21 protein-coding genes and 1 pseudogene are annotated in these 24,604 nt (G+C 50.7%); 11 read left to right on the forward strand and 11 right to left on the reverse strand.

Annotation, left to right across the window (positions count from 1 at the left end):
* Positions 1-70 precede the first annotated feature (70 nt).
* From OGY33_RS07145 to dbpA, 4 genes are all read left to right on the forward strand, one after another.
* A complete protein-coding gene (locus OGY33_RS07145) occupies positions 71-1,180 on the forward strand; it encodes a methyl-accepting chemotaxis protein (protein ID WP_032943572.1) in 1,110 nt (369 codons plus the stop codon).
* Positions 1,181-1,334: 154 nt separating this feature from the next.
* Positions 1,335-2,318 (forward strand): zinc transporter ZntB, encoded by a 984-nt coding sequence (gene zntB / locus OGY33_RS07150; protein WP_191238473.1) that lies wholly within the window; start codon positions 1,335-1,337, stop codon positions 2,316-2,318.
* A gap of 275 nt (positions 2,319-2,593) precedes the next feature.
* Positions 2,594-2,761: a proline-rich small protein YnaL gene (ynaL, locus tag OGY33_RS07155; RefSeq protein WP_219013537.1), complete on the forward strand. Its 168-nt coding sequence runs from the start codon at positions 2,594-2,596 to the stop codon at positions 2,759-2,761.
* A 28-nt stretch (positions 2,762-2,789) separates the two neighbouring features.
* On the forward strand, positions 2,790-4,163 hold the full coding sequence (dbpA, locus tag OGY33_RS07160) for an ATP-dependent RNA helicase DbpA (protein WP_071446306.1): 1,374 nt from the start codon (positions 2,790-2,792) through the stop codon (positions 4,161-4,163).
* Positions 4,164-4,241: 78 nt separating this feature from the next.
* On the opposite strand, the gene ttcA is transcribed toward dbpA, so the two are convergent.
* The 8 genes and pseudogenes from ttcA to nifJ all read right to left on the reverse strand — a co-directional run bounded on the left by ttcA (position 4,242) and on the right by nifJ (position 12,691).
* Positions 4,242-5,177, reverse strand: coding sequence for a tRNA 2-thiocytidine(32) synthetase TtcA (ttcA, locus tag OGY33_RS07165; RefSeq protein ID WP_048223931.1), 936 nt, complete (start codon positions 5,175-5,177; stop codon positions 4,242-4,244).
* Positions 5,178-5,226: 49 nt separating this feature from the next.
* Positions 5,227-5,490 (reverse strand): annotated as a pseudogene (locus OGY33_RS07170) (tyrosine-type recombinase/integrase); the annotation flags it as partial.
* Positions 5,491-5,811: 321 nt separating this feature from the next.
* Positions 5,812-6,054 carry a DinI family protein gene (locus tag OGY33_RS07175; RefSeq protein ID WP_032943565.1) on the reverse strand — a complete coding sequence of 81 codons (243 nt, stop codon included), beginning with the start codon at positions 6,052-6,054 and terminating at the stop codon, positions 5,812-5,814.
* A 321-nt stretch (positions 6,055-6,375) separates the two neighbouring features.
* Positions 6,376-6,633, reverse strand: a complete 258-nt coding sequence (locus OGY33_RS07180; RefSeq protein ID WP_191238474.1) for a hypothetical protein — start codon at positions 6,631-6,633, stop codon at positions 6,376-6,378.
* A 163-nt stretch (positions 6,634-6,796) separates the two neighbouring features.
* A complete protein-coding gene (gene uspF / locus OGY33_RS07185; protein WP_003833207.1) occupies positions 6,797-7,231 on the reverse strand; it encodes a universal stress protein UspF in 435 nt (144 codons plus the stop codon).
* An 81-nt stretch (positions 7,232-7,312) separates the two neighbouring features.
* Entirely contained in the window at positions 7,313-7,525 is a 213-nt protein-coding gene (locus OGY33_RS07190; RefSeq protein WP_103015385.1) for a KTSC domain-containing protein, read from the reverse strand.
* A 147-nt stretch (positions 7,526-7,672) separates the two neighbouring features.
* Positions 7,673-8,800 (reverse strand): porin OmpC, encoded by a 1,128-nt coding sequence (gene ompC / locus OGY33_RS07195; RefSeq protein ID WP_149607272.1) that lies wholly within the window; start codon positions 8,798-8,800, stop codon positions 7,673-7,675.
* A gap of 366 nt (positions 8,801-9,166) precedes the next feature.
* Positions 9,167-12,691, reverse strand: coding sequence for a pyruvate:ferredoxin (flavodoxin) oxidoreductase (gene nifJ, locus OGY33_RS07200; protein WP_191238475.1), 3,525 nt, complete (start codon positions 12,689-12,691; stop codon positions 9,167-9,169).
* 274 nt (positions 12,692-12,965) lie between these two features.
* Here nifJ and OGY33_RS07205 point away from each other — a divergent pair, with 274 nt between their 5' ends.
* The gene (locus OGY33_RS07205) at positions 12,966-13,232 is read left to right on the forward strand and encodes a putative hemolysin (RefSeq protein WP_003833199.1); all 267 of its coding nucleotides are present in this window, start codon (positions 12,966-12,968) and stop codon (positions 13,230-13,232) included.
* A 13-nt stretch (positions 13,233-13,245) separates the two neighbouring features.
* Here the strand turns inward: OGY33_RS07205 and hslJ are convergent, their stop codons facing one another.
* Together hslJ and OGY33_RS07215 are read right to left on the reverse strand one after the other, a co-directional pair.
* Positions 13,246-13,665 carry a heat shock protein HslJ gene (gene hslJ / locus OGY33_RS07210; RefSeq protein ID WP_048216300.1) on the reverse strand — a complete coding sequence of 140 codons (420 nt, stop codon included), beginning with the start codon at positions 13,663-13,665 and terminating at the stop codon, positions 13,246-13,248.
* A gap of 112 nt (positions 13,666-13,777) precedes the next feature.
* A complete protein-coding gene (locus tag OGY33_RS07215; RefSeq protein ID WP_003833196.1) occupies positions 13,778-14,767 on the reverse strand; it encodes a 2-hydroxyacid dehydrogenase in 990 nt (329 codons plus the stop codon).
* 616 nt (positions 14,768-15,383) lie between these two features.
* Between OGY33_RS07215 and OGY33_RS07220 the strand changes: the two genes are divergently transcribed.
* The 4 genes from OGY33_RS07220 (at position 15,384) to OGY33_RS07235 (ending at position 18,861) form a co-directional block, all read left to right on the forward strand.
* Positions 15,384-18,023 (forward strand): YdbH family protein, encoded by a 2,640-nt coding sequence (locus OGY33_RS07220; protein WP_103015382.1) that lies wholly within the window; start codon positions 15,384-15,386, stop codon positions 18,021-18,023.
* Positions 18,020-18,211 carry a YnbE family lipoprotein gene (locus OGY33_RS07225; protein ID WP_008784882.1) on the forward strand — a complete coding sequence of 64 codons (192 nt, stop codon included), beginning with the start codon at positions 18,020-18,022 and terminating at the stop codon, positions 18,209-18,211. The genes OGY33_RS07220 and OGY33_RS07225 overlap by 4 nt, the downstream gene beginning before the upstream one ends.
* A gap of 7 nt (positions 18,212-18,218) precedes the next feature.
* Positions 18,219-18,545: a YdbL family probable chaperone protein gene (locus OGY33_RS07230; protein ID WP_032943562.1), complete on the forward strand. Its 327-nt coding sequence runs from the start codon at positions 18,219-18,221 to the stop codon at positions 18,543-18,545.
* Positions 18,546-18,669: 124 nt separating this feature from the next.
* A complete protein-coding gene (locus OGY33_RS07235) occupies positions 18,670-18,861 on the forward strand; it encodes a hypothetical protein (RefSeq protein ID WP_032943560.1) in 192 nt (63 codons plus the stop codon).
* Between the two features lie 44 nt (positions 18,862-18,905).
* Here OGY33_RS07235 and azoR read toward each other — a convergent pair whose 3' ends face one another.
* The gene (gene azoR / locus OGY33_RS07240; protein WP_003020341.1) at positions 18,906-19,511 is read right to left on the reverse strand and encodes an FMN-dependent NADH-azoreductase; all 606 of its coding nucleotides are present in this window, start codon (positions 19,509-19,511) and stop codon (positions 18,906-18,908) included.
* Positions 19,512-19,712: 201 nt separating this feature from the next.
* Here azoR and hrpA point away from each other — a divergent pair, with 201 nt between their 5' ends.
* Positions 19,713-23,615, forward strand: a complete 3,903-nt coding sequence (gene hrpA / locus OGY33_RS07245; protein ID WP_191238476.1) for an ATP-dependent RNA helicase HrpA — start codon at positions 19,713-19,715, stop codon at positions 23,613-23,615.
* Between the two features lie 85 nt (positions 23,616-23,700).
* Positions 23,701-24,492 (forward strand): YdcF family protein, encoded by a 792-nt coding sequence (locus OGY33_RS07250; RefSeq protein ID WP_149607270.1) that lies wholly within the window; start codon positions 23,701-23,703, stop codon positions 24,490-24,492.
* Positions 24,493-24,604 lie beyond the last annotated feature (112 nt).

The following is a 24,604-nucleotide window of genomic DNA, read 5'->3' on the forward strand; positions in this document are numbered from 1 at the left end:
CAATGGCATTCTGCATTGCAGGTGCTATAAAAAATAATATCTACATGATTTCTTTGTGCACAGGACTAAAATGTTAAATGATATTAGCGTCAGAACCTTCATTATTTTATTTCTGCTCATTTCGGCGGTTGCTCTCAATATTGTTGAGATGATTTTCTCGGCCGCGCCGGAAATTATAATTGGTACAAATGTGGTAAGCGTTATTTCTATATTATGCTTATGGTGGTATATGACGAAATACCTGGTCATGCCGATCAATACGGTAAAAAGGAGCATTGAGGAAGTGACGTCTGGGAATCTGGCGATCAGTATTCCTGAGTTTGGTAATAATTGTGCGGGTAGACTAATACCGGGCATCAATAGTTTATCGAGTAATATTTCAACACTCGTTAATGAGATCAGAACATCCTCACAAACGGCGATGGCGCTCTCTGAACAGCTTGCGGAACGCAGCGCCGAGCTTTCAGTGAAAACGGAACAACAATCCGGAGCATTGATGCAGACGGCTGCTAATATGGATGAGATAGCCGTTAATACGCGAAATAATGCTGACAACACGCAAATCGCCAGCGTCCAGGCAACAGTTGCCACGCAATGCGCCATTCAGGGTGGCGAATTAATGGTGCAGGTTGCGACAAATATGCGTTCAATCACCGAATGTGCACAGCAGATGACGGAAATTATTACGCTAATTGATGGTATCGCATTCCAGACAAATATTCTGGCATTGAATGCTGCCGTGGAAGCGGCGAGGGCCGGTGAACATGGCAAAGGTTTTTCCGTGGTGGCCGGTGAGGTCAGAATGCTTGCACACCGAAGTGCGGATGCTGCTAAGAATATTAAGCAGCTGATTGCGCAAACCCATCAAAATGTTCAGCAAGGTGCAGCTATTGTGCGTGAAGCAGAAAAAAATATGCATGATATTGTCGGTGGTGCCGGTCAATTAAACCAACTGATGGGCGAGATATTAACCACTACACAGGAGCAGGAGAAAGGAATTATCAGAATTACTCATGCACTGGCCGAACTGGAGAATGTAACCCAAAGTAATGCCATTATGGTTGATGAGCTTTCTGATTCCTCAGGTATCCTGAAAAACCAGGTGATTGATCTCCAGTCGCGAACACATAAATTTCGCTTAAGTAACGCTCTTGAGTCAGCGAGATGGCAGCGGGCTTAACCGGGTATCTCGAAGCAAGCGTCGTATTCGTTAGCGCTTTTCCTGTTATCAGAGACTTTTATGAATCATTTCAGCACAATGGGACAATGAGATATTGCTTAACATATTCTGACAGCTAGACTAACGAAAAAGGCTGAATGTTTGTGGAGGCGCTGTGGAAGCCATTAAGGGAAAGGATGTTAATGTGCCGGATGCCGTGTTTGCCTGGCTGCTGGATGGTCGAGGTGGCGTAAAACCGCTGAGCGATAATGATGTAATTGATAGTCAGCATCCCTGCTGGCTACATCTTAATTATACCCATCCTGAAAGCGCCCAATGGTTGGCGACAACACCTCTTCTTCCCAACAATGTGCGTGATGCGCTGGCAGGCGAAAGCACACGCCCACGCGTCAGTAGAGTCGGGGAAGGTACGCTGATTACACTGCGCTGTATTAACGGCAGCACCGACGAGCGTCCTGACCAACTTGTGGCGATGCGTTTATATATGGATGAACGTCTGATTGTCTCAACCCGTCAGCGCAAAGTGCTGGCACTGGATGATGTGGTCAGCGATCTCCAGGAAGGGACAGGACCGGCTGATTGTGGCAGTTGGCTGGTGGATGTTTGTGATGCGCTAACCGACCATGCCAGCGAATTTATCGAACAGCTGCACGACAAGATTATTGATCTGGAAGATAACCTGCTCGATCAGCAGATCCCACCGCGTGGTTTTTTGGCTTTACTGCGTAAGCAGCTAATTGTGATGCGCCGTTATATGGCACCACAGCGTGATGTCTATGCCCGTCTGGCGAGTGAACGTTTACCCTGGATGACCGACGACCATCGGAGACGGATGCAGGATATCGCTGACAGGCTGGGGAGAGGGCTGGATGAAATAGACGCCTGTATTGCCCGGACCGGTATTATGGCGGATGAAATTGCGCAGGTGATGCAGGAGTCTCTGGCTCGCCGAACGTATACAATGTCATTGATGGCTATGGTTTTTCTTCCCAGCACATTTTTAACTGGGCTTTTCGGCGTTAACCTCGGCGGTATCCCCGGCGGTGGTTGGCAGTTTGGTTTCTCACTTTTTTGTATTCTGTTAGTGGTCCTGATTGGTGGTGTTACTTTATGGTTGCACCGTAGTAAATGGTTGTAACAACAACGTTTTTTAGTGGATTTTGCGCATGAAAACGTCCTGATTTTTGAGCGAAGTCAATAAACCATCTACCTATTCGGGGCAATATCTCTCTCGCAGGTGAATGCAACGTCAAGCGATGGGCGTTGCGCTCCATATTGTCTTACTTCCTTTTTTGAATTACTGCATAGCACAATTGATTCGTACGACGCCGACTTAGATTAGTCGGCTTTTTTTTGCCTGCAGGAAATCAGCGTCTACCCTAAAAGAGTCAACCTGAATGACTGGAGGGGTATATGACCTGTCTGATTGCAACGTTGAACACTGATTCGCTACCGACCGATCCGGTTCCCATTCCCGATCCCATACCTCGTCCGCAGCCCATGCCGGATCCGCCGCCGGATGAAGAACCGATTAAATTGTCGCATCACGGGCACAGATCTGCGAGGATACGCGCCTGCTGAATGTGAGTTTTTACCGCGAGATTAAATTGTGACCGCTTTTTCAACCCTGAATGTTTTACCTGCTGCTCAACTCGAGAATCTTAACGAGCTGGGCTATCTTGAAATGACGCCTGTTCAGGCTGCTGCGTTACCGGCAATCCTGGCGGGTAAAGATGTTCGCGTGCAGGCTAAAACCGGCAGTGGCAAAACGGCTGCTTTTGGTCTTGGGCTATTACAGCATATTGATGCCGCGCTGTTTCAGACGCAGTCTCTGGTGTTGTGCCCAACGCGCGAGCTTGCCGACCAGGTGGCGGGTGAACTGCGTCGTTTAGCGCGCTTCCTGCCAAACACCAAGATCTTAACGTTGTGCGGTGGGCAACCCTTTGGCGCACAGCGTGACTCCCTGCAACATGCACCACATATTATTGTTGCCACACCGGGTCGTTTACTTGACCACCTGCAAAAAGGCACCGTTTCTCTGGATGCCCTGAATACGCTGGTTATGGATGAAGCCGACCGCATGCTGGATATGGGCTTTAGCGATGCGATTGATGATGTCATTCGCTTTGCGCCTGCGTCACGTCAGACTTTGCTGTTTTCCGCAACCTGGCCGGAAGCCATTGCTGCTATCAGTGGCCGGGTACAGCAAAATCCATTAACGATTGAAATTGATACGGTCGATGCGTTACCGGCGATTGAACAGCAGTTTTTCGAAACCTCCAGCCACGGAAAAATTCCGCTGCTGCAAAAGCTACTCAGCCAGCATCAACCTGCATCGTGCGTGGTTTTTTGTAACACCAAAAAAGATTGTCAGGCCGTTTGTGATGCACTGAATGCGGCAGGGCAAAGCGCACTGTCATTACATGGCGACCTGGAACAGCGCGATCGCGATCAGACGCTGGTTCGTTTTGCCAACGGTAGCGCGCGCGTCCTGGTCGCAACCGATGTGGCCGCACGTGGCCTGGATATCAAATCACTTGAGCTGGTAGTTAACTTCGAACTGGCGTGGGATCCGGAAGTCCACGTCCATCGTATCGGGCGTACCGCGCGTGCCGGCAACAGCGGTCTGGCGATTAGCTTCTGTGCGCCGGAAGAAGCGCAGCGTGCCAACATTCTTTCTGAAATGCTGCAACTGAAGCTGAACTGGCTAACTGCGCCAGCTAACGGCTCAATCCTGCCGCTGGAAGCAGAGATGGCGACGTTATGCATTGATGGTGGTAAAAAAGCGAAAATGCGTCCTGGTGATGTTCTGGGGGCTCTGACCGGTGACATTGGCCTGGATGGCGCTGATATCGGCAAAATTGCTGTTCATCCGGCACACGTCTATGTCGCCGTCCGCCAGACTGTAGCGCACAAGGCGTGGAAGCAATTACAAAACGGTAAGATTAAAGGCAAGACTTGCCGGGTCCGGTTATTGAAATAACTACCCGTTGGGGCGCCTGATGGCGCTCCGCTTATCAGGCCTACAGGCGCTTATGCACGTTGTAGGCCTGACAGACGCTTACTTCACTTCCACCACGTTCAGGCGTAATTCATCCAGTTGAGCATCATCTTCTTCTGGCTGCCAGCCCGCAGGCTGCAGCGGGATCTCTTCACGATCGAACGCTAAATCACCGCCGTTCACAACCTCTGATCCGTGCTTAATGCCTTTAAAATCGAACAGATTGATATCGCTCAGATGTGAAGGTACAACATTTTGCATTGCGCTGAACATGGTTTCAATGCGGCCTGGATAGCGTTTGTCCCAGTCACGCAGCATGTCGGCAATGACCTGACGCTGCAGGTTAGGCTGTGAGCCGCACAGATTGCACGGAATAATCGGGAAACCTTTCGCCTCGGAGAAACGCTCGATATCTTTCTCACGGCAGTATGCCAGCGGGCGGATCACGATGTGCTTACCGTCATCACTCATCAGCTTCGGCGGCATGCCTTTCATTTTCCCGCCGTAGAACATGTTTAAAAACAGCGTTTGCAGGATGTCGTCGCGATGGTGGCCGAGCGCAATCTTGGTGGCACCTAACTCGGTTGCCGTACGGTACAGAATGCCGCGACGCAGGCGAGAGCAGAGCGAGCAGGTCGTTTTGCCTTCAGGGATTTTGTCTTTGACGATCCCGTAGGTGTTTTCTTCGACAATTTTATACTCAACGCCCAGCTGTTCAAGATACTCTGGCAGAATGTGCTCCGGGAAACCGGGTTGTTTTTGATCGAGATTAACCGCAACTAAGGAAAAACTGATCGGGGCGCTTTGCTGCAAATTACGCAGGATCTCCAGCATGGTATAGCTGTCTTTCCCGCCGGAAAGGCACACCATAATGCGATCGCCGTCTTCGATCATATTGAAATCGGCAATGGCCTCGCCCACGTTGCGACGCAGACGTTTTTGCAGTTTGTTCAGGTTATATTGTTCTTTCTTTGTAACTTGTTGATTATCTTGCATTCTTACCGTTCTCAAAAACCAAAAGGGGCATATAATGGGCAAACTTCAATCACAGGGCTAGTTGGTTATTCAACATTGCAACCCGATCGTCATTCATTTCTTCAATCCATGTACTGTAGACGTCGTACACTATTTGCGCGTTTTCATGCCCCATCTGATTAGCTATAAATGATGGGTTCGCTCCAGCCGATTACTGCCAGCAGGCAAAAGTATGCCGCGTATGGTACGGATTACGGCGACGAATACCAGCACGTTTTACAGCTGAGTTCTATCTGGCACCGATGTTACTCATAGAGTAGTAAGATTTTTGCTCTTCGTGACCAGACCAGAATAAACTACGAACAGCATGATTGAATAAAGGTACATGGCCCCGGACAGGAAGCAATTAATCAGCTGAAAGCAGATATTGAAGCGCTGAAGAAAATTGTGGAGCAACTTACCGACAGATAATTCAGTTCTGAACTATCAACGAGCAATGTCAGGGAGCGAAAAACGCAGGGTGTGGCGAACTGCCGCAACCATGCCGTATGCAAGAGCATGGCTGCGGCCGACCGGCAAACGTCCGATAGTGCGAGTATAGAATGATTGCCAGTCACAGCGGATGGTACTTAAGCAATATGACGGTTCAAGGTACTTAATCTGAAACCAGCCACATATCAGCCTCTTCAAACATTTCTTGAACCGTTCGGCTTATCTGTTCTTTTTCATGCTTGCTGGCGTCAGTGTTGATCGCCGGAAGTGTCATCATCGGTTTAACCCGAACTTCAGCATCGGGGAAGATCCGATGAACCCTCTTGGTCAACTCGCCCAGAATAATATCTTTTGCGCCGGGCAGACCATCAAAATTCCTTTTATCATAAACGAGTTCCACGAACATTGTTCATCGCTCTTTTGCTGGGTTTATATACAGTATTTATACTCTGTTTTTACCTGGGTTTCAAGAGAGGACGTAATGTTGTCGCGACGTAGCGATACATCAACGCAGGAAAGCGAGAGCCGTACCATCGATATTATCTGTGCATCAAACTGTCATTTAGGATAGTCATGTAGGATAGATGCGTAGAAACATAGGGTCCATTATGTAATATATCTTTTTGCGGACCGATTTATTCTTTTTGATTATCCTCATTTAAAAAATGGTAATGATACCCTCATCGCTTAACGGGTTGTTTAAATGACGCCTTGCCAGGATTCTTCCTTATTGGCTAAATATTCCCCTATCTCTCGCCTGTTGGCAGGAGATATAGCCAAAATGTTTTTTATTCCCATTCTTATCGAATGCCATATAAAAAGGCATTGTCTCTGCATCTTTTCTTAAGGTGTAGTTGATGCAAGTCCCATTGATTTCCAGAATATTTTTCTCACTATCTGGTTTTCCACCTGCGGCAAAAACTGTAGATTTTGTCGCATTAGGGGCGTAGGTTGCTTGCACAAGTGGATCATTATCAAATTTCATAAAACTGAAACTACAGGCGCTTAATAAAGGAACAAGTAAGTTTGCCTTTTGCGGCAACGTGCTGAATGTTCTGGCGGGAAAAATGTCAGCACATTTAGGACAGGAATCGTGGGGGATAAGGCGTAGAAACAAAAAGCCCGCAACGATGTGCGGGCCAGACAGCTTAGCGGACTACCAGTACCGAACACTCCGCGTGACGCACTACAGCCGCGGCGTTAGAGCCCAGCAGGTAGGTGGTGATGTCAGGTCGGTGTGAGGCAATAATGACCATATCAGCCGGTAATTTTTTAGCGATCTCCAGAATCTTGTCTTTCGGCGCACCTTCTGCGACATGAACGTGCACTCGGTCCGTTGGGATATTGAACTTCTTGATAATCTCTTCCAGTTGAGATTTCGCTTCGGCTTTCAGATCGTCCATGGCCGGTAACTCTGCCGAGTAGGCCAGTCCCAGGGAAGCGTAATAGGGCAATGACGGAATGACGGTCAAAAAATGAACCTGTGCATCGTCGATCTTTGCTTCTGCTTCAACATGGGCAATAACGCGTTGAGTTAATTCTGAGTCTGAAATATCGATGGGTACAAGAATCGTTCTGTTCATAAAACCTCCTGTTTAAGTATCCACGTAAAGCTTACCGCGTAATGGCACTTTATGTACAATGACAACGATCACATTTTGGCATCACTTTATTTTGATTTCAGGAAATTTGCCTTTTATTACCCCATCGTAAAATCGGCCTTTAGAGACCACGATCAGGAAATCACGAAAAATACGGGCAGGGACCTGCTGATATTGCAGCGTAGCCAACTGGTGAAAGCGAATTTCTAGCGTGCAAGAGGATTCGTCATAGCCGATGGATGCAATACGGGATGATTTTACAGGATGATGATTCATTGCAGGTATCCTCTACTACAGACCTTAATGCAAGATATCATCTATCAGAGATGTGTTTTAACGCAACAGATATAATGTTTTGAATGAGATAAAACAGAGTTACACAGAAAATAAGGATAGCCCGCCGTTGCCAGCGGGCTGACGAACTTAGAACTGGTAAACCAGGCCTACAGCAACTACGTCATCAGTAGAGATGTTTTTGCTGGTGTAGAAGCTATCGTCTTCATCCAGCAGGTTGATTTTGTAATCAACGTAGGTAGACATGTTTTTGTTGAAGTAGTAAGTCGCACCGATGTCTGCGTATTTAACCAGATCTTTGTCGCCGTCAGATCCGTTAGCGCCCAGATCCTGACCTTTAGACATCAGGAAGGAAACGGACGGACGCAGACCAAAGTCGAACTGGTACTGTGCAGTTACTTCGAAGTTCTGAGTTTTGTTGGCTACGCCGCTATCACCGTATGGAGTCATGTTGCGAGTTTCTGCATACATGGTTGCCAGATAGATGTTGTTCGCGTCGTATTTCATACCGACAGTCCAGGAATCAGCTTTGTCACCGCCAGCAACGTCGCCACCCGCAGTGGTCTGCTCGTTAGTACGGTCAGACGTGGTGTAAGCCGCACCGAAGCTTACGCCCATACCCAGATCGTAGGTAGAGGAGAGACCGAAGCCGTCACCGTTAGAGTTCTGAACGTTACGGCCAGTACCATTGCCGGTACCTTCCTGGTTGTATTCGTCGCTTTTCTGCTCGTTCGCCCCCTGGTACTGCAGCGCGAAGTTCAGACCGTTCACCATACCGAAGAAGTCGGTGTTGCGGTAGGTTGCAACACCGTTTGCACGGCCGGTCATGAAGTTGTCGGCTTTGGTGTAAGAGTCGCCACCGAATTCTGGCAGCATATCGGTCCAACCTTCTACGTCGTACATAACGCCGTAGTTACGACCGTAGTCGAATGAACCGTAGTCGCCGAATTTCAGACCTGCAAAGGCCAGACGAGTAAAGTTGTTGCTGCGGTTGCTTTCAGTTGTGTTGGCATTTACCTGATATTCCCACTGGCCATAGCCGGTGAGCATATCGTTAATCTGAGTTTCGCCTTTGAAGCCGCCACGGAAATAAGTCTGATCGCCATCATTGCTGGCATCGTCAGAGAAGTAACGCAGACCATCAATTTTTCCGTAGAGATCTAATTTGTTGCCGTCTTTATTATAAACTTCTGCAGCGTGAGCAGCGCCTGCAGCCAGCAGGGCAGGAATTACGAGAGCCAGTACTTTTCTGTTCATTGAAATAATCCTTTAGTTTTTTTATTAACCTGTGACCACCCATGTAGGGAGTAAAAGCATGCTAAAGGAGAAGTTCCGTAAAGAGATAAATATGAATTGTTACGTCTTAAGTAAAACCTTAAACAAATAATTCTACGGAAATAGTGATAATTGCCGTGAATGAGCTTGTAAAATATATATAAAATAAAAATTATACAATTGAATTTTGTTGGGGTATTCTGCGCGTGTTATATGCCTTTATTGTCACGTTTTATTTTTCGTTGGTATATTGATGACACTTATTAATTAGCCAGCGAATAAATTGACAAGCCCGAACAACTGTTCGGGCTTTTTTTTTGGTTCCGGGCTAATACTGAGAAAAACGTATTATTCGGTACCGCTCTTTTCCGCTTTGCCTGCCAGTTGGGCCAGGAAGTCGTAGCGTTTTTGCAAATCAGCCGTTGCATCCTTCCACAGCTGTTCTGCAACTTCTGGCTGTTGGGCGTTCAGGCGGCGGAAACGCTGCTCGTTAAGCAATGTTTCGGCCAGCGCATCTGACGGTGGGCGCGAGTCGAGCGCCAGCGGCAGCTTACCTTCGTCTGCTCGGCGTGGGTCAAAGCGGTACAGCGGCCAGAATCCGGTAGCCGTGAGTTGACGCATCTGATCGTGGCTTAGCGCGAGATCATAGCCATGCTCCTCACATGGGCTATACGCGATAATCAGCGACGGGCCGGGGTAGGATTCAGCTTCCTGGATAGCTTTGACCGTCTGATTCAACTGGGCGCCCAGAGAAATCTGTGCGACATAAACATGCCCGTACATCATCATGCTGACGCCAAGATCTTTGCGAGCCTTGCGCTTGCCATGCTCACCAAACTTGGTAACCGCCCCAAGCGGTGTGGCTTTCGACGCTTGTCCACCCGTGTTGGAGTAACACTGGGTATCCAGCACCAGAATATTGACGTTCTCGGTCAGACTCAGGACGTGATCCAGTCCGCCAAAACCAATATCATAAGCCCAGCCGTCGCCGCCAATCAGCCAGATGGACTTCTCGACCAGCGCGTCGGCATCGGTTAACAGTTGCTGTGCACCTTCGACATCTTTCAGATGCTGGCGCAGCGCAGCAACTTGCTCACGGCGTACTTCTGGCGTCGCTTCAGCATGCAGGGCGTCATTCAGTTCAGACGGAATATTATCCGCAAACTGCTCCAGCAAACGCATGACGCGCACACGGTGTTGATCCACCGTCAGGCGGAAGCCCAGACCAAACTCGGCGTTATCTTCGAACAGAGAGTTTGCCCACGCAGGTCCACGACCATTGACATCGGTCGTATACGGCGTTGAAGGGAGGTTACCGCCATAAATCGATGAACAGCCGGTCGCGTTAGCGATCAGCATGCGGTCGCCATACAGCTGCGTAAGCAGTTTGATATACGGTGTTTCACCACAACCAGAACAGGCGCCGGAATATTCAAACAGCGGAGTGATTAACTGCGAGGTACGGATATCAATGCGTTCAAGCTTGCTGCGGTCGATCTCCGGCAGATTGAGGAAGAAGTCATAGTTAACTTTTTCTTCTTCAACATGCTCAAGGCGCGACATCATATTGATGGCCTTGATTTCCGGGTTTTGGCGATCTTTTGCCGGGCAAACTTCGACACACAGATTACAGCCAGTGCAATCCTCTGGTGCAACCTGCAGTACATACTTCTGACCGCGCATATCGCGTGATTTCACATCCAAAGAATGCAGACTAGCAGGGGCGTTTTCCATCGCTTCAGGTGAAACCACTTTGGCGCGGATTGCCGAGTGCGGGCAAGCGGCAACGCAGTGGTTACACTGGGTACACAGTTCTTCCTTCCAGATGGGGATCTCTTCGGCGATATTGCGTTTTTCCCAACGCGTGGTGCCCATTGGCCAGGTACCGTCTGGCGGCAGCGCGGATACGGGGAGGGCATCACCCAGACCGGCGAGCATTGCCGCGGTGACGGTTTTCACGAAATCAGGTGCGGCATCAGAAACCACCGGTGGGCGGTTTGCGCTGTGCGGATCAACCGGCTGGAGTGCTACTTCGGCGACGGATTCGCGCGCCAGGGCCAGAGCCTGCCAGTTACGTTCAACCAGGTCCTGTCCTTTACTGCTGTAACTTTTCGCAATCGCCCCCTGCAATTCAGCCAACGCGCTGTCGCCGGGTAAGATTTGCGTCAAATGGAAGAAGGCCATTTGCATAACGGTGTTAATACGCGCTGCCAGACCGCATTCGCGGGCGATTTTGGCCGCATTAATCACGTAGAAATGGGCTTTCTTCTGATTCAGTACCGCCTGAACTTCCTGTGGCAGACGACCCCAGACTTCATCCACACTGTATGGCGTATTAAGCAGGAAGATACCGCCTGGTTTCAGGCGCTCGGCCATCTGATACTTATCGATAAATTGCAGCTGGTGACAGCCAACAAAATCGGCTTGTGAAACCAGATACGCTGATCGAATAGGCTGCTCGCTAACGCGCAGGTGGGAGACTGTCAGACCGCCTGCTTTTTTCGAGTCGTAGACGAAATAACCTTGCGCATACCATGGCGTCGAGTTACCAATAATTTTGATATTGTTTTTGGTGGCTGACACGCTACCGTCGCTGCCCAGCCCGTAAAACAGCGCTTCGAGCTTAGCCGTACCGGGCAGGGTGTTTTCCGGTAACGGTAGCGACAAGTTGGTGACATCATCATAGATACCGACCGTAAAGCGAGGTTTCGGCTTCGCGCTGCTCAGCTCATTAAAGACTGCCATCACGCAGTCTGGACCGAACTCTTTGGAAGAAAGGCCATAACGTCCGCCAATCACGCGCGGTAGCGTTTCTCGCTCGCCACAGTTAAAGGCTTCTGCTAACGCGGTCATTACGTCCAGATACAACGGTTCTGCCTGTGCGCCGGGTTCTTTGGTGCGATCCAGGACGGCGATGCTGCGTACGGTTTCCGGCAGCGCGCGCAGTAAATGTCTGGCAGAGAATGGACGGAACAGACGCACTTTCAGAACGCCAACTTTCTCGCCACGTGCCAGCAGATCTTCAACGACTTCTTCGCAGGTTCCAATCGCCGAGCCCATTAAGATAATGACGCGCTCAGCCTGAGGATGGCCGTAATATTCAAATGGCTGGTACTGGCGACCTGTCGCTGCGGCGAAATCGTTCATCGCCTGTTCTACATGATCGTAAACCGCGTTGTACCACGGGTTTGTTGCCTCGCGTGACTGGAAATAGGTGTCCGGGTTCGCAGACGTACCGCGAATAACCGGATGCTCAGGATTAAGCGCCCGAGCGCGATGAGCATCGATTTCCGTCTGCGGCATCAGTCCGAGGATCGTGTCGTCGGCCAGTGGCACAATTTTATTGATTTCATGGGATGTACGGAAACCATCAAAGAAATGAATAAACGGAACCCGGCTTTTCAGGGTGGCAATTTGCGAAATCAGCGCAAAGTCCTGTGCCTCCTGAACGCTGCTGGCACACAGCATCGCACATCCTGTCTGGCGCACCGCCATCACGTCGGAATGATCGCCAAAGATCGATAATGCGTGAGTTGCAATTGTACGAGCCGCAACGTGCAGTACAAACGGGGTCAACTGACCGGCCAGTTTGTACAGCGTTGGGATCATCAGCAACAGGCCCTGCGATGAGGTAAACGACGTAGAGAGCGCACCGGTCTGCAACGCGCCATGAACGGTTGCGATCGCGCCACCTTCTGACTGCATTTCTACGACGCGAGGGGTATCCCCCCACACGTTCTTAAGCCCGTTCCCGGCCCAGGCATCTGCCTGTTCAGCCATCGTCGAACTGGGCGTAATCGGGTAGATGGCGATAACCTCGCTGGTACGAAATGCGACTGAAGCAACCGCACCATTACCGTCAATTGTGATCATACTGACACCCTTACATTGCGCAAAAAGAGGGACACGCGTAACAGCGGCGAGTCCTGTAGTTATCTTTCTATTTTAGCAAAAGCGCTAAAGACAGATTTTCGCTTTTGTGTCCCTGGAATAAACAGAATGAATGGTTTGATCAAAGGAGCAGGCAAAAAATTGCCAGAAAATGTAAACAGTACGCATAAATGCGTATTTTGCCTCTCGACGGCGGTGTTTCCGCTGCCTATTATTTATGGCTGTGTCGTTTGGTTAATATTCAGAGGGGAGTAAGATGCGCGCAGCGTTTTGGGTAGGATGTGCCGCGTTATTATTATCGGCTTGTAGCAGCGAACCTGTTCAGCAGGCAACTGCCGCGCATGTCGCACCGGGCATGAAGGCAGCAATGTCCAGTTCAGGAGAAGCTAATTGCGCCATGATTGGCGGTTCGCTCTCTGTTGCTCGTCAACTGGATGGTTCTGCTATCGGGATGTGTGCGCTACCCAACGGCAAACGCTGTAGTGAGCAGTCGCTTGCCGCCGGAAGTTGTGGGAGCTATTAAGCCACCACGTTTCCTACATTAAATCCGCGAGTTTATACGTCAGCGTTTGTTCTGCTGTCGCCAGCGTTAACTGGTCAGCAGTCAGATCGACCTGTGCGCCTTGCTTAAACATTTCGCTGACGATCCCGTCGAGCGCGTTAAGCTGTGGATCGGCGCACATCATACGCGTCATCGCCATATCTTTTACCTTCAACTCACCGTCGGACAGCTTGCCCTGGCCGTGGAATTGATTACACATCTTTCCTGATACCGTCATGTTTTCGCCAAAACTTAACTCAGGTGGGTTGTTGGTGGCGGTGACGGCTTTACCATTCACGCTTTGCAAAACGAAGCGGTGATGCTGCAACTGTTCGCGATTGACGGAAACTTTTCCATTGCTCACACAGCCAGCCATCAGCATGCTGAGCGCAATCAACGTGACAACTTTCTTCATTAAGTTTCTCTACGTTTGTGACGGGAATACATTCAATATAATAATGATACTGAATGTTTTATCATCGGTGATTGTCTGAAAATGCTCCCCTGACGCCAGGGGAGCACAGGAATTAGAAGAGGGCGTTTGGACAGGTCTCGCCTTTAGATATTTGGGCCAGATTCTGCAGCGTGGTCTCAGAAATGCTGGTTAACGCTTCTGCGGTCAGGAATGCCTGATGACCGGTAAACAGCACATTATGGCAGGCTGACAGACGACGGAATACATCATCCTGAATGACATCATTAGATTTATCTTCAAAGAACAGATCGCGTTCGTTCTCGTACACGTCCATACCCAGAGAACCAATTTTCTGGTTTTTCAGCGCATCGATAGCGGCTTGTGAGTCGATCAATGCACCACGACTGGTGTTAATGACCATCACGCCGTTTTTCATCTGTTCAAAGGCTTCGTGATTGAGCAGATGATAATTCTCCGGTGTTAACGGGCAGTGCAGAGAGATGACATCGGACTCTGCAAACAGCGTTTTAAGATCGACATATTCAACGCCTAACTCCAGAGCAGCAGCGCTCGGGTAAGGATCGAACGCCAGCAGACGCATACCAAAACCTTTCAGGATCCGCAGCGCAGCGATACCGATTTTACCGGTACCGATCACCCCAGCGGTTTTGCCATACATAGTAAAACCGGTCAGCCCCTCAAGAGAGAAGTTGGCATCACGGGTACGCTGATAAGCGCGGTGAATACGGCGATTCAGCGTCATCATCATGCCAATCGCATGCTCAGCGACAGCCTCTGGTGAATAAGCTGGAACACGAACCACCTGCAGACCCAGCTCTTTTGCTGCGTCGAGATCGACGTTATTGAACCCGGCACAACGCAGCGCAATGTATTTCACGCCATGCTTTTTCAGTTCTTCCAGAACGGGGCGGCTGCCATCGTCGTTGACGAAAATGCACACAGCTTCACAGCCATGGGCGGTTTTCGCTGTTTTTTCCGTCAACAGAAAGTCAAAGAATTCAAGTTCAAAACCAAAAGCCTCGTTAACCTGCTGCAGATACTTCTTGTCGTACTGTTTTGTACTATAGATGGCGAGTTTCATAAGACTTTCTCCAGTGATTTTGACGTCACATTAATCCAATTCAAATTATTTTACAAAATCTAAAAAGTTATTGATAGTCATAGGCGTAATGAATAATTTCAGCGTATCTGTTGTTAGTGTGGGCAGGTTACACAATTTCAACAACTGGATATTTTTCTTTCCAACTCAACACCTGAATATCGCGGCAGGTAAAAAGCCAGCCGAATCACATCCGGACAGCTACGCTTATACAGGTAGCAATTATCGGGAGGGGTTATGCTGACTCACTCTGAAGCAAAACGATGGGCCACCCTAATGCTCAAGGCGGCATTATGCGATGGTATGAAACCTGATGAGATTTCCCGGCAGGTACATCTGGTCTGCGATCATCATGGTAGGGAGTGCCTCGAAGAACTCATTGAGGAAATTCTGATAGAAGCAGGTCGTATCGGACCTAAACATAGCGATGGACAACTTAGGCCTCATTGAGTCTGAATCTTAATATCCCAGACGGCACGTGTAACAGCGTGCCTAGAAATCGGTTATCTATCCTTAATGTGGGCATATCCAGTTAAACATGCCACAATACAGGCCTAAACCGGCTTAAATTTTTGCTAAATCAGGATATTAACTACCCATGAAGGGTAAATATAAAGCCGTTCTGGCACTCCTCTTATTATTGATTCTCGTGCCGCTGACGCTAGTGATGACGCTTGGCCTGTGGGTGCCTACGTTGGTGGGTATCTGGTTACCCGTTGGAACACGCATCGCGCTGGATGAAAGCCCGCGGCTGACACGGCATGGGTTGCATATACCTGAACTCCGCTATCTGGTTGAAGATTGCCCGCTAGCACGCATCACTCAGGCGGATCTGTCTCACCCCAGCCGCTGGTTGCTCAATGTCGGGACCATTGAGTTGGATTCAGCTTGCCTGGCCAAATTGCCGCAGGCAGAGCCATCGCCGGCAGCGCCTAAAACGCTGGCTGAATGGCAGTCAATGCTGCCCAATACCTGGATTAACATCGACAAACTTATTCTTTCTCCATGGCAGGAATGGCAGGGAAAACTGTCACTCTCGCTCACTCCCACCACTCAACAGCTGCGTTACCAGGGGGAAAAAGTTAAATTCCATGGGCGTTTGCACGGGCAAAACCTCACGGTAACTGAGCTGGATGTTGCGGCATTTGAAGGCCAGCCGCCGGTAAAATTGGTCGGTGAATTTACTATGCCACTGGTTCCCGATGGGCTACCGGTAAGCGGTCATGCGGTTGCGACGTTAAGTCTGCCGCAAGAGCCTACGCTTGTGGACGCCGAACTGGAGTGGCAAGAAAACAGCGGACAACTGATTGTCATGGCGCGTGATAATGCCGATCCGCTGCTGGACCTTCCGTGGGAAATAACACGCCAGCAACTGACCATCAGCGACGGACGCTGGAACTGGCCTTATCAGGGATTCCCGTTAAGCGGGCGGTTGGGCATAAAAGTTGAGAACTGGCAGGCCGGACTGGAAAACGCGGTGGTGAGCGGGCGTCTGAACGTTCTGACGCATGGCGACGCCGGTAAAGGAAATGCCGTATTAACGCTGGGGCCGGGTAAGCTTGGCATGGATAGTAGCGAGATGCCGCTACAGTTGATCGGTGAAGCGAAACAGGGCGATCTGATCTTCTACGCGAAATTGCCCGCCAGACTTACCGGAAGTCTGAACGATCCACAATTGGCTTTTGAGCCAGGAGCGCTGCTGCGCTCACGTGGGCGGGTGATTGATTCGCTGGATATTGACGAGATTCGCTGGCCGCTGGCAGGCGTAAAAGTCACGCAACGTGGTGTGGATGGGCGTCTGCAGGCTATTTTACGTGCGCATGAAAACCAGATGGGGGGCTTTGAACTGCATCTGGATGGCCTGGCAAATGATTTTCTTCCTGATGCCGGTCGTTGGCAGTGGCGATATTGGGGAGAAGGCAGCTTTACGCCGATGCATGCCCGTTGGGACGTAGCGGGTAAGGGAGAATGGCATGACAACACCCTGAAGCTATTTGATCTTTCTACCGGATTTGATCATCTGCAATACGGCACGATGAAGGTGGAAAATCCGCGTCTGGTGATGGACGAACCGATAGTTTGGGTGCGGGATGCAACCAAACCGACATTTAGCGGCGCGCTGTCGCTGGACGCAGGGAACACCACCTTCACCGGGGGAAGCGTGTTACCACCATCGACGCTGAAGTTCAGCGTGGAAGGTAGCGATCCGACAATTTTCCAGTTCAAAGGCCAGCTTCACGCTGGGGCGATTGGGCCCGTACAGCTGAATGGTCGTTGGGACGGTATCCGCCTGCGCGGACAGGCCTGGTGGCCAAAACAATCGCTCACCGTATTCCAACCTCTGGTTCCACCTGACTGGAAAATGAAGCTACGTGAAGGTGATCTGTATGCGCAGGTCGCATTTTCGGCAGCCCCGGAGCAGGGCTTTGAAGCAGGCGGTCATGGGGTGTTAAAAGGCGGTAGCGCCTGGATGCCCGATAACCAAATCAACGGTGTCGATTTTGTATTGCCTTTCCGGTTTAGTGAAGGCGCATGGCAACTGGGTACGCGTGGACCTATTTCACTGCGTATTGCGGAAGTGGTGAATCAGGTGACGGTGAAGAATATCGCCGCCGATCTGCAGGGGGCGTACCCCTGGAGTGAAAACAACCCGTTACTGTTGAGCGATGTCAGTGCCGACCTGCTGGGTGGCAAAATCATCATGCAGCAACTGCGGATGCCGCAGCACGACCCGGCCTTATTGCGGGTGCAGAATATCTCTTCCAGCGAGCTTATCAGTGCGGTTAACCCCAAACAGTTCGCCATGTCTGGCCCGGTCAGTGGTGCGTTGCCATTATGGCTGGACAACGAAAAATGGATCATTAAAGACGGCTGGTTGACTAATCCAGGGCCGATGACGTTGCGTATTGATAAGGACACAGCGGATGCGGTCGTCAAAGATAACATGGCGGCGGGGGCGGCCATTAACTGGCTGCGTTATATGGAAATAAGCCATTCGTGGACGAAAATAAATCTGGATAACCTCGGTGTCTTAACCATGCAGTCAACCGTGACTGGCAATAGTCGGGTAGATGGCAAAGTAGGTACGGTTAATTTGAATTATACCCACGAGGAAAACGTCTTTACGCTATGGCGCAGTTTGCGTTTTGGCGACAATTTACAGGCATGGCTTGAACAAAATGCAGCGCTGCCGGAAACCCATTGCCCGGAAGGCAAGGAATGTGAGGAACAACAATGAAAACGATAGCTGCCATGCTAGGTCTGCTGACTTCATCTCTGCTGGTAGGATGTACTCCCAGAATCGAAGTGGCTGCGCCAAAAGAGCCCATCACCATTAATATGAACGTCAAAATCGAGCATGAGATCCATATCAAAGTTGATAAAGACGTCGAAAGTTTATTGAAATCGCGCAGCGATTTGTTCTGAGGTCATGATGAGAAAACAGTTTGCAGTGGCGCTGGTCGTCCTAAGTTTACTCAGCAGCAATACGTGGGCATTGACCCTGAATGAAGCCAGAACTCAGGGGCGAGTAGGGGAAACGCTCAATGGCTATCTGGTCGCATTGCAAACCGATGCCGAAACGCAGGCGCTGGTGAGTGAGATTAATAAAGCGCGCAACGCCAGCTATCAGCAACTGGCAGAGAGCAATAATATTCCGCCAGATGAAGTGGCAAAAATGGCCGGGCAAAAGCTGGTTGCTCGCGCTAAACCGGGAGAGTATGTGCAGGGTATAAATGGTAAGTGGTTGAGAAAAGAGTAAATCGCTTTTTCACACTGCCAGAGGGACACGACGCTGGATTATTCATCGACATCGCAATAGTTGCCACACGGCATAAAATGGATGCTGGTATAGTCCAACACCGGTCGCGTCGTAGGGTGAAATCATGTGGCTTCTCAAGTGGTACGTCTGGAATCGTTGGGTATTCAAGCTGTTAAGCCGGGATGTCGCGGAGCCTGAACAGTTTTTGCTTCATTGTTGGGAAGAGAATCTGGCGAAATGCAGGGATTATGCACCTATCTGGCGTGATATTAATCGCATTCACGGCAAACAGATACAGATGCAGGGAAAGAAGTAAGTGTCGGAGAAACCCTCCCACCGGATGGTGAGAGGGGGGAATTATCAGGCAGCTACCACGCTGTCGATAGCGGCTTTCGCGTCGGACTGTGCTTTAGACGCCACTTCCGGGCCGTAAGCAATACCTTCAGCAAAGACAACATTCACGTCGGTGATGCCGATAAAGCCCAGGAATACGTTCAGGTACGGCGTGATCAGGTCGGTTGGTGTGTCTTTATGAATACCACCACGGCTGGTCAGCACCACCGCGCGTTTACCTGTCACCAGACCTTCCGGGCCTTTCTCGGTATAACGGAAAGTCACACCTGCACGGGCAATCAGGTCAAAGTAGTTTTTCAGCTGCGTTGGGATGTTGAAGTTGTACATCGGCGCGGCGATAACAATCACATCATGCGCTTTCAGCTCAGCAATCAGCTCATCGGACAGCGCCAACGCTTCTTGCTGACGCGGCGTCAGCGGTGTATCGCTCGGGCGCATCGCACCCACCAGTTCGCCATCCAGTACCGGTACAGGATTTGCAGCCAGGTCACGGACAGTGATTTCATCAGCAGAGTGCTTTTCACGCCACTGTTCAACAAAATAATCAGACAACTGACCAGACTGAGAGTACCCTGCCAGAATACTGGATTTAAGAACTAATACCTTGCTCATGGGTGTTTCCTTTTATGTGTTTGAAGGGGTAGTGCCCCGTTGCTTGTTGACACTTTATTCACAATCCTGTCGCAGTGATAGCGCAATATATCGAATCCTATGTTCGAAATTATTGAACAACACATGAAAAGCGCCGATGTGGTACTCTATACCCATCATCTAAAAGAGATTTAACCCGGCAGAGCACTGCCTTTTAACGCTATGACAGAACAACAAAAATTAACCTTCAACATGTTGCAGCAACAGCTGGACTCACTGATGCTGCGTGACAGACAGCGTTTTGCCCGCCGCCTGCACGGTGTGAAGAAGGTTAAAAATCCTGATGCACAACAGGCCATTTACCAGGAGATGGCGAAAGAGATTGAGCTGGCAGCCGGTAAAGTTGTGCTGCGTGAAGCTGCGCGTCCGGAAATCCGCTATCCGGAAAACCTGCCCGTCAGCCAGAAAAAACAGGATATTCTGGAGGCAATCCGCGACCATCAGGTGGTGATTGTCGCCGGTGAGACCGGATCGGGGAAAACTACCCAGTTACCCAAAATATGTATGGAGCTGGGGCGCGGGGTAAAAGGGCTGATCGGCCATACCCAGCCGCGCCGTCTGGCGGCGCGTACTGTGGCGAATCGTATCGCGGAAGAACTGCAGACCGAGCCGGGCGGCTGTATCGGTTATAAGGTACGTTTCAGCGATCATGTCAGTGATAACACCATGGTCAAGCTGATGACGGACGGTATCCTGCTGGCAGAAATCCAACAGGATCGGCTGCTAATGCAGTACGACACCATTATCATCGATGAAGCGCATGAACGCAGTCTGAATATCGATTTTCTGCTCGGCTATCTGAAAGAACTTCTACCGCGTCGCCCGGATCTAAAAATTATCATCACTTCGGCGACCATCGATCCTGAACGTTTTTCAAAGCATTTCAATAACGCGCCGATTATCGAAGTCTCCGGCCGAACGTATCCGGTGGAAGTGCGCTATCGTCCAATTGTTGAAGATGCAGATGACACTGAGCGTGACCAGCTGCAGGCAATTTTTGATGCCGTAGATGAACTGGGGCGTGAAGGGCCAGGCGACATTCTGGTCTTCATGAGCGGCGAACGTGAAATTCGCGATACCGCCGATGCGCTGAATAAGCTGGATTTGCGCCATACCGAAGTGCTACCGCTGTATGCGCGTCTTTCAAACAGCGAACAGAACCGCGTGTTCCAGTCGCACAGCGGTCGCCGTATCGTGCTGGCGACCAACGTGGCGGAAACGTCGCTGACCGTTCCGGGAATCAAATACGTAATTGACCCGGGCACCGCGCGTATCAGCCGTTACAGTTACCGCACCAAAGTTCAGCGCTTGCCGATTGAACCGGTGTCGCAGGCCTCTGCTAACCAGCGTAAAGGTCGCTGCGGTCGTGTTTCGGAAGGGATCTGTATTCGTCTGTATTCCGAAGACGATTTCCTGTCGCGCCCGGAGTTTACCGACCCGGAGATCCTGCGTACCAACCTGGCATCCGTTATTTTGCAGATGACCGCGTTGGGGCTGGGCGATATCGCGGCGTTCCCGTTTGTTGAAGCGCCGGATAAGCGCAATATTCAGGACGGTGTGCGCCTGCTCGAAGAGTTGGGGGCGATAACCACCGACGAACAGGCAACCGCATACAAGTTAACGCCGTTGGGCCGTCAGCTGTCGCAACTTCCGGTGGACCCACGGCTGGCGCGAATGGTGCTGGAAGCACAAAAACATGGTTGTGTGCGCGAAGCGATGATCATCACCTCGGCGCTGTCCATTCAGGATCCGCGCGAGCGTCCAATGGACAAGCAGCAGGCATCCGATGAGAAGCATCGCCGTTTCCACGACAAAGAGTCTGATTTTCTTGCATTTGTGAACCTGTGGAACTATCTCGGCGAGCAGCAAAAAGCGCTGTCGTCAAACCAGTTCCGTCGCCAGTGCAAACTTGATTTTCTGAACTACCTGCGCGTGCGTGAGTGGCAGGATATCTACACGCAACTGCGCCAGGTGGTGAAAGAGTTGGGTATTCCGGTCAACAGCGAACCCGCTGAATATCGGGAGATCCACGTCGCGTTGCTGACCGGTTTACTGTCGCACATCGGGATGAAAGATACCGATAAACAGGAGTTTACCGGGGCGCGTAACGCTCGCTTCTCGATCTTCCCGGGTTCAGGTTTATTCAAAAAACCGCCGAAGTGGACGATGGTCGCGGAGCTGGTGGAAACCAGTCGCCTGTGGGGACGTATTGCCGCGCGTATCGATCCCGAATGGGTGGAACCGGTAGCCCAGCATCTGATCAAACGTTCATACAGTGAACCGCACTGGGAACGCGCGCAGGGTGCTGTGATGGCGACAGAAAAAGTCACCGTCTACGGCTTACCGATTGTTGCGGCCCGTAAGGTAAATTACAGCCAGATCGATCCCGCGTTGTCGCGTGAACTGTTCATTCGTCATGCGCTGGTGGAAGGCGACTGGCAAACGCGCCATGCGTTTTTCCGTGACAATCTGAAGTTACGGGCTGAAGTGGAAGAGTTAGAGCACAAATCACGCCGTCGCGACATTCTGGTCGATGATGAGACGCTGTTTGAGTTTTACGACCAACGCATCAGCCATGACGTGGTTTCTGCTCGTCACTTTGATAGCTGGTGGAAAAAGGTCAGCCGTGAAACCCCGGATCTGCTCAACTTTGAAAAGAGCATGCTCATCAAAGAGGGTGCGGAGAAAATCAGTAAGCTGGATTATCCGAACTTCTGGCATCAGGGTAACCTTAAGCTGCGCCTGAGCTACCAGTTCGAACCTGGAGCCGATGCGGACGGTGTGACCGTACATATTCCACTCCCGCTGCTTAATCAGATCGAAGAGAGCGGTTTTGAATGGCAAATCCCGGGGCTGCGCCGCGAACTGGTGATTGCCCTGATTAAGTCGTTACCAAAACCGGTACGACGCAACTTTGTGCCCGCGCCGAACTATGCGGAAGCGTTTTTAGGCCGCGTCACACCGCTGGAACTGCCGCTGCTGGACTCGCTGGAGCGTGAACTGCGCCGCATGACCGGCGTTACCGTTGACCGTGAAGACTGGCACTGGGATCAGGTGCCCGATCACCTAAAAATCACCTTCCGGGTGGTGGATGATAAAAATAAGAAGCTACAGGAAGGACGTTCGCTGCAAGATTTGAAGGATGCGCTGAAGGGTAAAGTTCAGGAAACATTGTCTGCGGTGGCCGATGACGGCATTGAACAGAGTGGGTTGCACATCTGGAGCTTCGGTCAGCTTCCGGAAAGTTACGAACAAAAACGCGGTAACTATAAGGTGAAAGCGTGGCCGGCGCTGGTCGATGAGCGTGACAGCGTTGCCATCAAACTGTTTGATAATCCGTTGGAACAACAGCAGGCGATGTGGTGCGGTTTACGCCGCCTGTTGCTGCTGAATATTCCTTCGCCAATCAAATATTTGCATGAGAAGCTGCCCAATAAAGCCAAGCTGGGGCTGTACTTTAACCCATACGGTAAAGTTCTGGATTTGATTGACGACTGTATCTCCTGCGGTGTGGATCAGTTAATTGACGCCAACGGTGGCCCGGTGTGGACTGAAGAAGGCTTTACCGCGCTGCATGAGAAAGTGCGGGCTGAACTGAACGATACGGTGGTGGAGATTGCGAAGCAGGTCGAACAGATCCTGACCGCAGTGTTTAATATCAATAAACGTCTGAAAGGGCGCGTGGATATGACCATGGCGCTGGGTCTCGCGGATATCAAATCGCAAATGGGCGGACTGGTGTATCGCGGGTTTGTTACCGGCAATGGTTTCAAACGCTTGGGCGATACGTTGCGTTATTTGCAGGCTATTGAAAAACGTCTGGAAAAACTGGCTATCGATCCGCACCGTGACCGTGCACAGATGCTGAAAGTGGACAGTGTGCAGCAGGCCTGGCAGCAGTGGTTCAATAAACTGCCTCCCGCGCGCCGTCAAGATGCCGATGTCAAAGAGATCCGCTGGATGATAGAAGAGCTGCGCGTCAGCTATTTTGCCCAGCAGCTTGGTACGCCGTATCCGATCTCCGATAAACGTATTCTGCAGGCGATGGAGCAGATTTCGGGATAAATCGGTGCAGGGCCGTAGGCCGGATGAGGTGTAGCCGCCACCCGGCATCTGTACCCGGTAAAGATAAACACCAGGAGTCATCAATATGAGTCAGTTTCCGACACTTTCCGCAACCACCCTTGCGGCTATCAATACCGTAGGGCGATGGCTAGCGCAGAATGATTTTACGGGGAATATCACCGTTCAGTCAGATTGCGTGATTCTGGCAGGGAACGCGGTTATTCCTACCATCGACGCCGCCTGTCGGATCGCGAAAGAGCAACAGGTTCCCTTGCTGATTAGCGGTGGTATCGGTCATTCCACGCGCTTTCTGTATGATGCGATTGCCCAGCATCCGCGTTATAGCATCATTCGTACTACCGGACGCGCGGAAGCGGCGATCCTTGCCGATATTGCTCACCAGTTCTGGCAAATTCCGGGTGAGAAAATTTGGGTGGAAGATCAGTCGACAAACTGCGGTGAGAATGCCCGGTTTAGCTGTGCATTACTGAATCAGGCGGCAGAAAGTATTCATACCGTCATTGTGGTGCAGGATCCCACGATGCAACGCCGCACAATGGCCACGTTTCAGCGCGTCACCCGCGATGAGTCGCATGCGCCGCGCTGGTTGAGTTTCCCTGGTTTCATCCCTGAACTGGCCCAACAGCACGACGGCGTGGATTTTGTGCCCGCCGCAGAAGGTCTGTGGTCGGTAGAACGCTATCTTTCTCTCATTACCGGTGAACTTCCGCGCCTGCGTGATGATGCAACCGGCTACGGGCCCTGTGGACACGATTTTATCGTACATGTTGATATACCCCAGGACGTCGAGCAAGCCTGGCAGCAGCTAAAAAATGATACCGCGTTGACCGACTTACTGGAGAGCCGTTCTCTGTAATTCTTGCTGCCCGTTTGTCGGTGTTTTACGGCAAACGGGCAGAAATCCCACCTGGTTTTTCTCTTTATTCTTACTTTTCCAGACGCTTTTATGAAGCAGTTCACAGAACCGC

The organism is Citrobacter sp. Cpo032, assembly GCF_030332975.1.
GTDB lineage: Bacteria > Pseudomonadota > Gammaproteobacteria > Enterobacterales > Enterobacteriaceae > Citrobacter > Citrobacter portucalensis.

Excerpts from the sequence above, each read along its gene's own strand:
- OGY33_RS07145 (WP_032943572.1), top strand. The coding sequence starts at position 71 with ATGTTAAATGATATTAGCGTCAGAACCTTCATTATTTTATTTCTGCTC.
- ynaL (WP_219013537.1), top strand. The coding sequence starts at position 2,594 with ATGACCTGTCTGATTGCAACGTTGAACACTGATTCGCTACCGACCGAT.
- ttcA (WP_048223931.1), bottom strand. The coding sequence starts at position 5,177 with ATGCAAGATAATCAACAAGTTACAAAGAAAGAACAATATAACCTGAAC.
- OGY33_RS07175 (WP_032943565.1), bottom strand. The coding sequence starts at position 6,054 with ATGTTCGTGGAACTCGTTTATGATAAAAGGAATTTTGATGGTCTGCCC.
- OGY33_RS07180 (WP_191238474.1), bottom strand. The coding sequence starts at position 6,633 with ATGAAATTTGATAATGATCCACTTGTGCAAGCAACCTACGCCCCTAAT.
- uspF (WP_003833207.1), bottom strand. The coding sequence starts at position 7,231 with ATGAACAGAACGATTCTTGTACCCATCGATATTTCAGACTCAGAATTA.
- OGY33_RS07190 (WP_103015385.1), bottom strand. The coding sequence starts at position 7,525 with ATGAATCATCATCCTGTAAAATCATCCCGTATTGCATCCATCGGCTAT.
- ompC (WP_149607272.1), bottom strand. The coding sequence starts at position 8,800 with ATGAACAGAAAAGTACTGGCTCTCGTAATTCCTGCCCTGCTGGCTGCA.
- nifJ (WP_191238475.1), bottom strand. The coding sequence starts at position 12,691 with ATGATCACAATTGACGGTAATGGTGCGGTTGCTTCAGTCGCATTTCGT.
- OGY33_RS07205 (WP_003833199.1), top strand. The coding sequence starts at position 12,966 with ATGCGCGCAGCGTTTTGGGTAGGATGTGCCGCGTTATTATTATCGGCT.
- hslJ (WP_048216300.1), bottom strand. The coding sequence starts at position 13,665 with ATGAAGAAAGTTGTCACGTTGATTGCGCTCAGCATGCTGATGGCTGGC.
- OGY33_RS07215 (WP_003833196.1), bottom strand. The coding sequence starts at position 14,767 with ATGAAACTCGCCATCTATAGTACAAAACAGTACGACAAGAAGTATCTG.
- OGY33_RS07220 (WP_103015382.1), top strand. The coding sequence starts at position 15,384 with ATGAAGGGTAAATATAAAGCCGTTCTGGCACTCCTCTTATTATTGATT.
- OGY33_RS07225 (WP_008784882.1), top strand. The coding sequence starts at position 18,020 with ATGAAAACGATAGCTGCCATGCTAGGTCTGCTGACTTCATCTCTGCTG.
- OGY33_RS07230 (WP_032943562.1), top strand. The coding sequence starts at position 18,219 with ATGAGAAAACAGTTTGCAGTGGCGCTGGTCGTCCTAAGTTTACTCAGC.
- OGY33_RS07235 (WP_032943560.1), top strand. The coding sequence starts at position 18,670 with ATGTGGCTTCTCAAGTGGTACGTCTGGAATCGTTGGGTATTCAAGCTG.
- azoR (WP_003020341.1), bottom strand. The coding sequence starts at position 19,511 with ATGAGCAAGGTATTAGTTCTTAAATCCAGTATTCTGGCAGGGTACTCT.
- hrpA (WP_191238476.1), top strand. The coding sequence starts at position 19,713 with ATGACAGAACAACAAAAATTAACCTTCAACATGTTGCAGCAACAGCTG.
- OGY33_RS07250 (WP_149607270.1), top strand. The coding sequence starts at position 23,701 with ATGAGTCAGTTTCCGACACTTTCCGCAACCACCCTTGCGGCTATCAAT.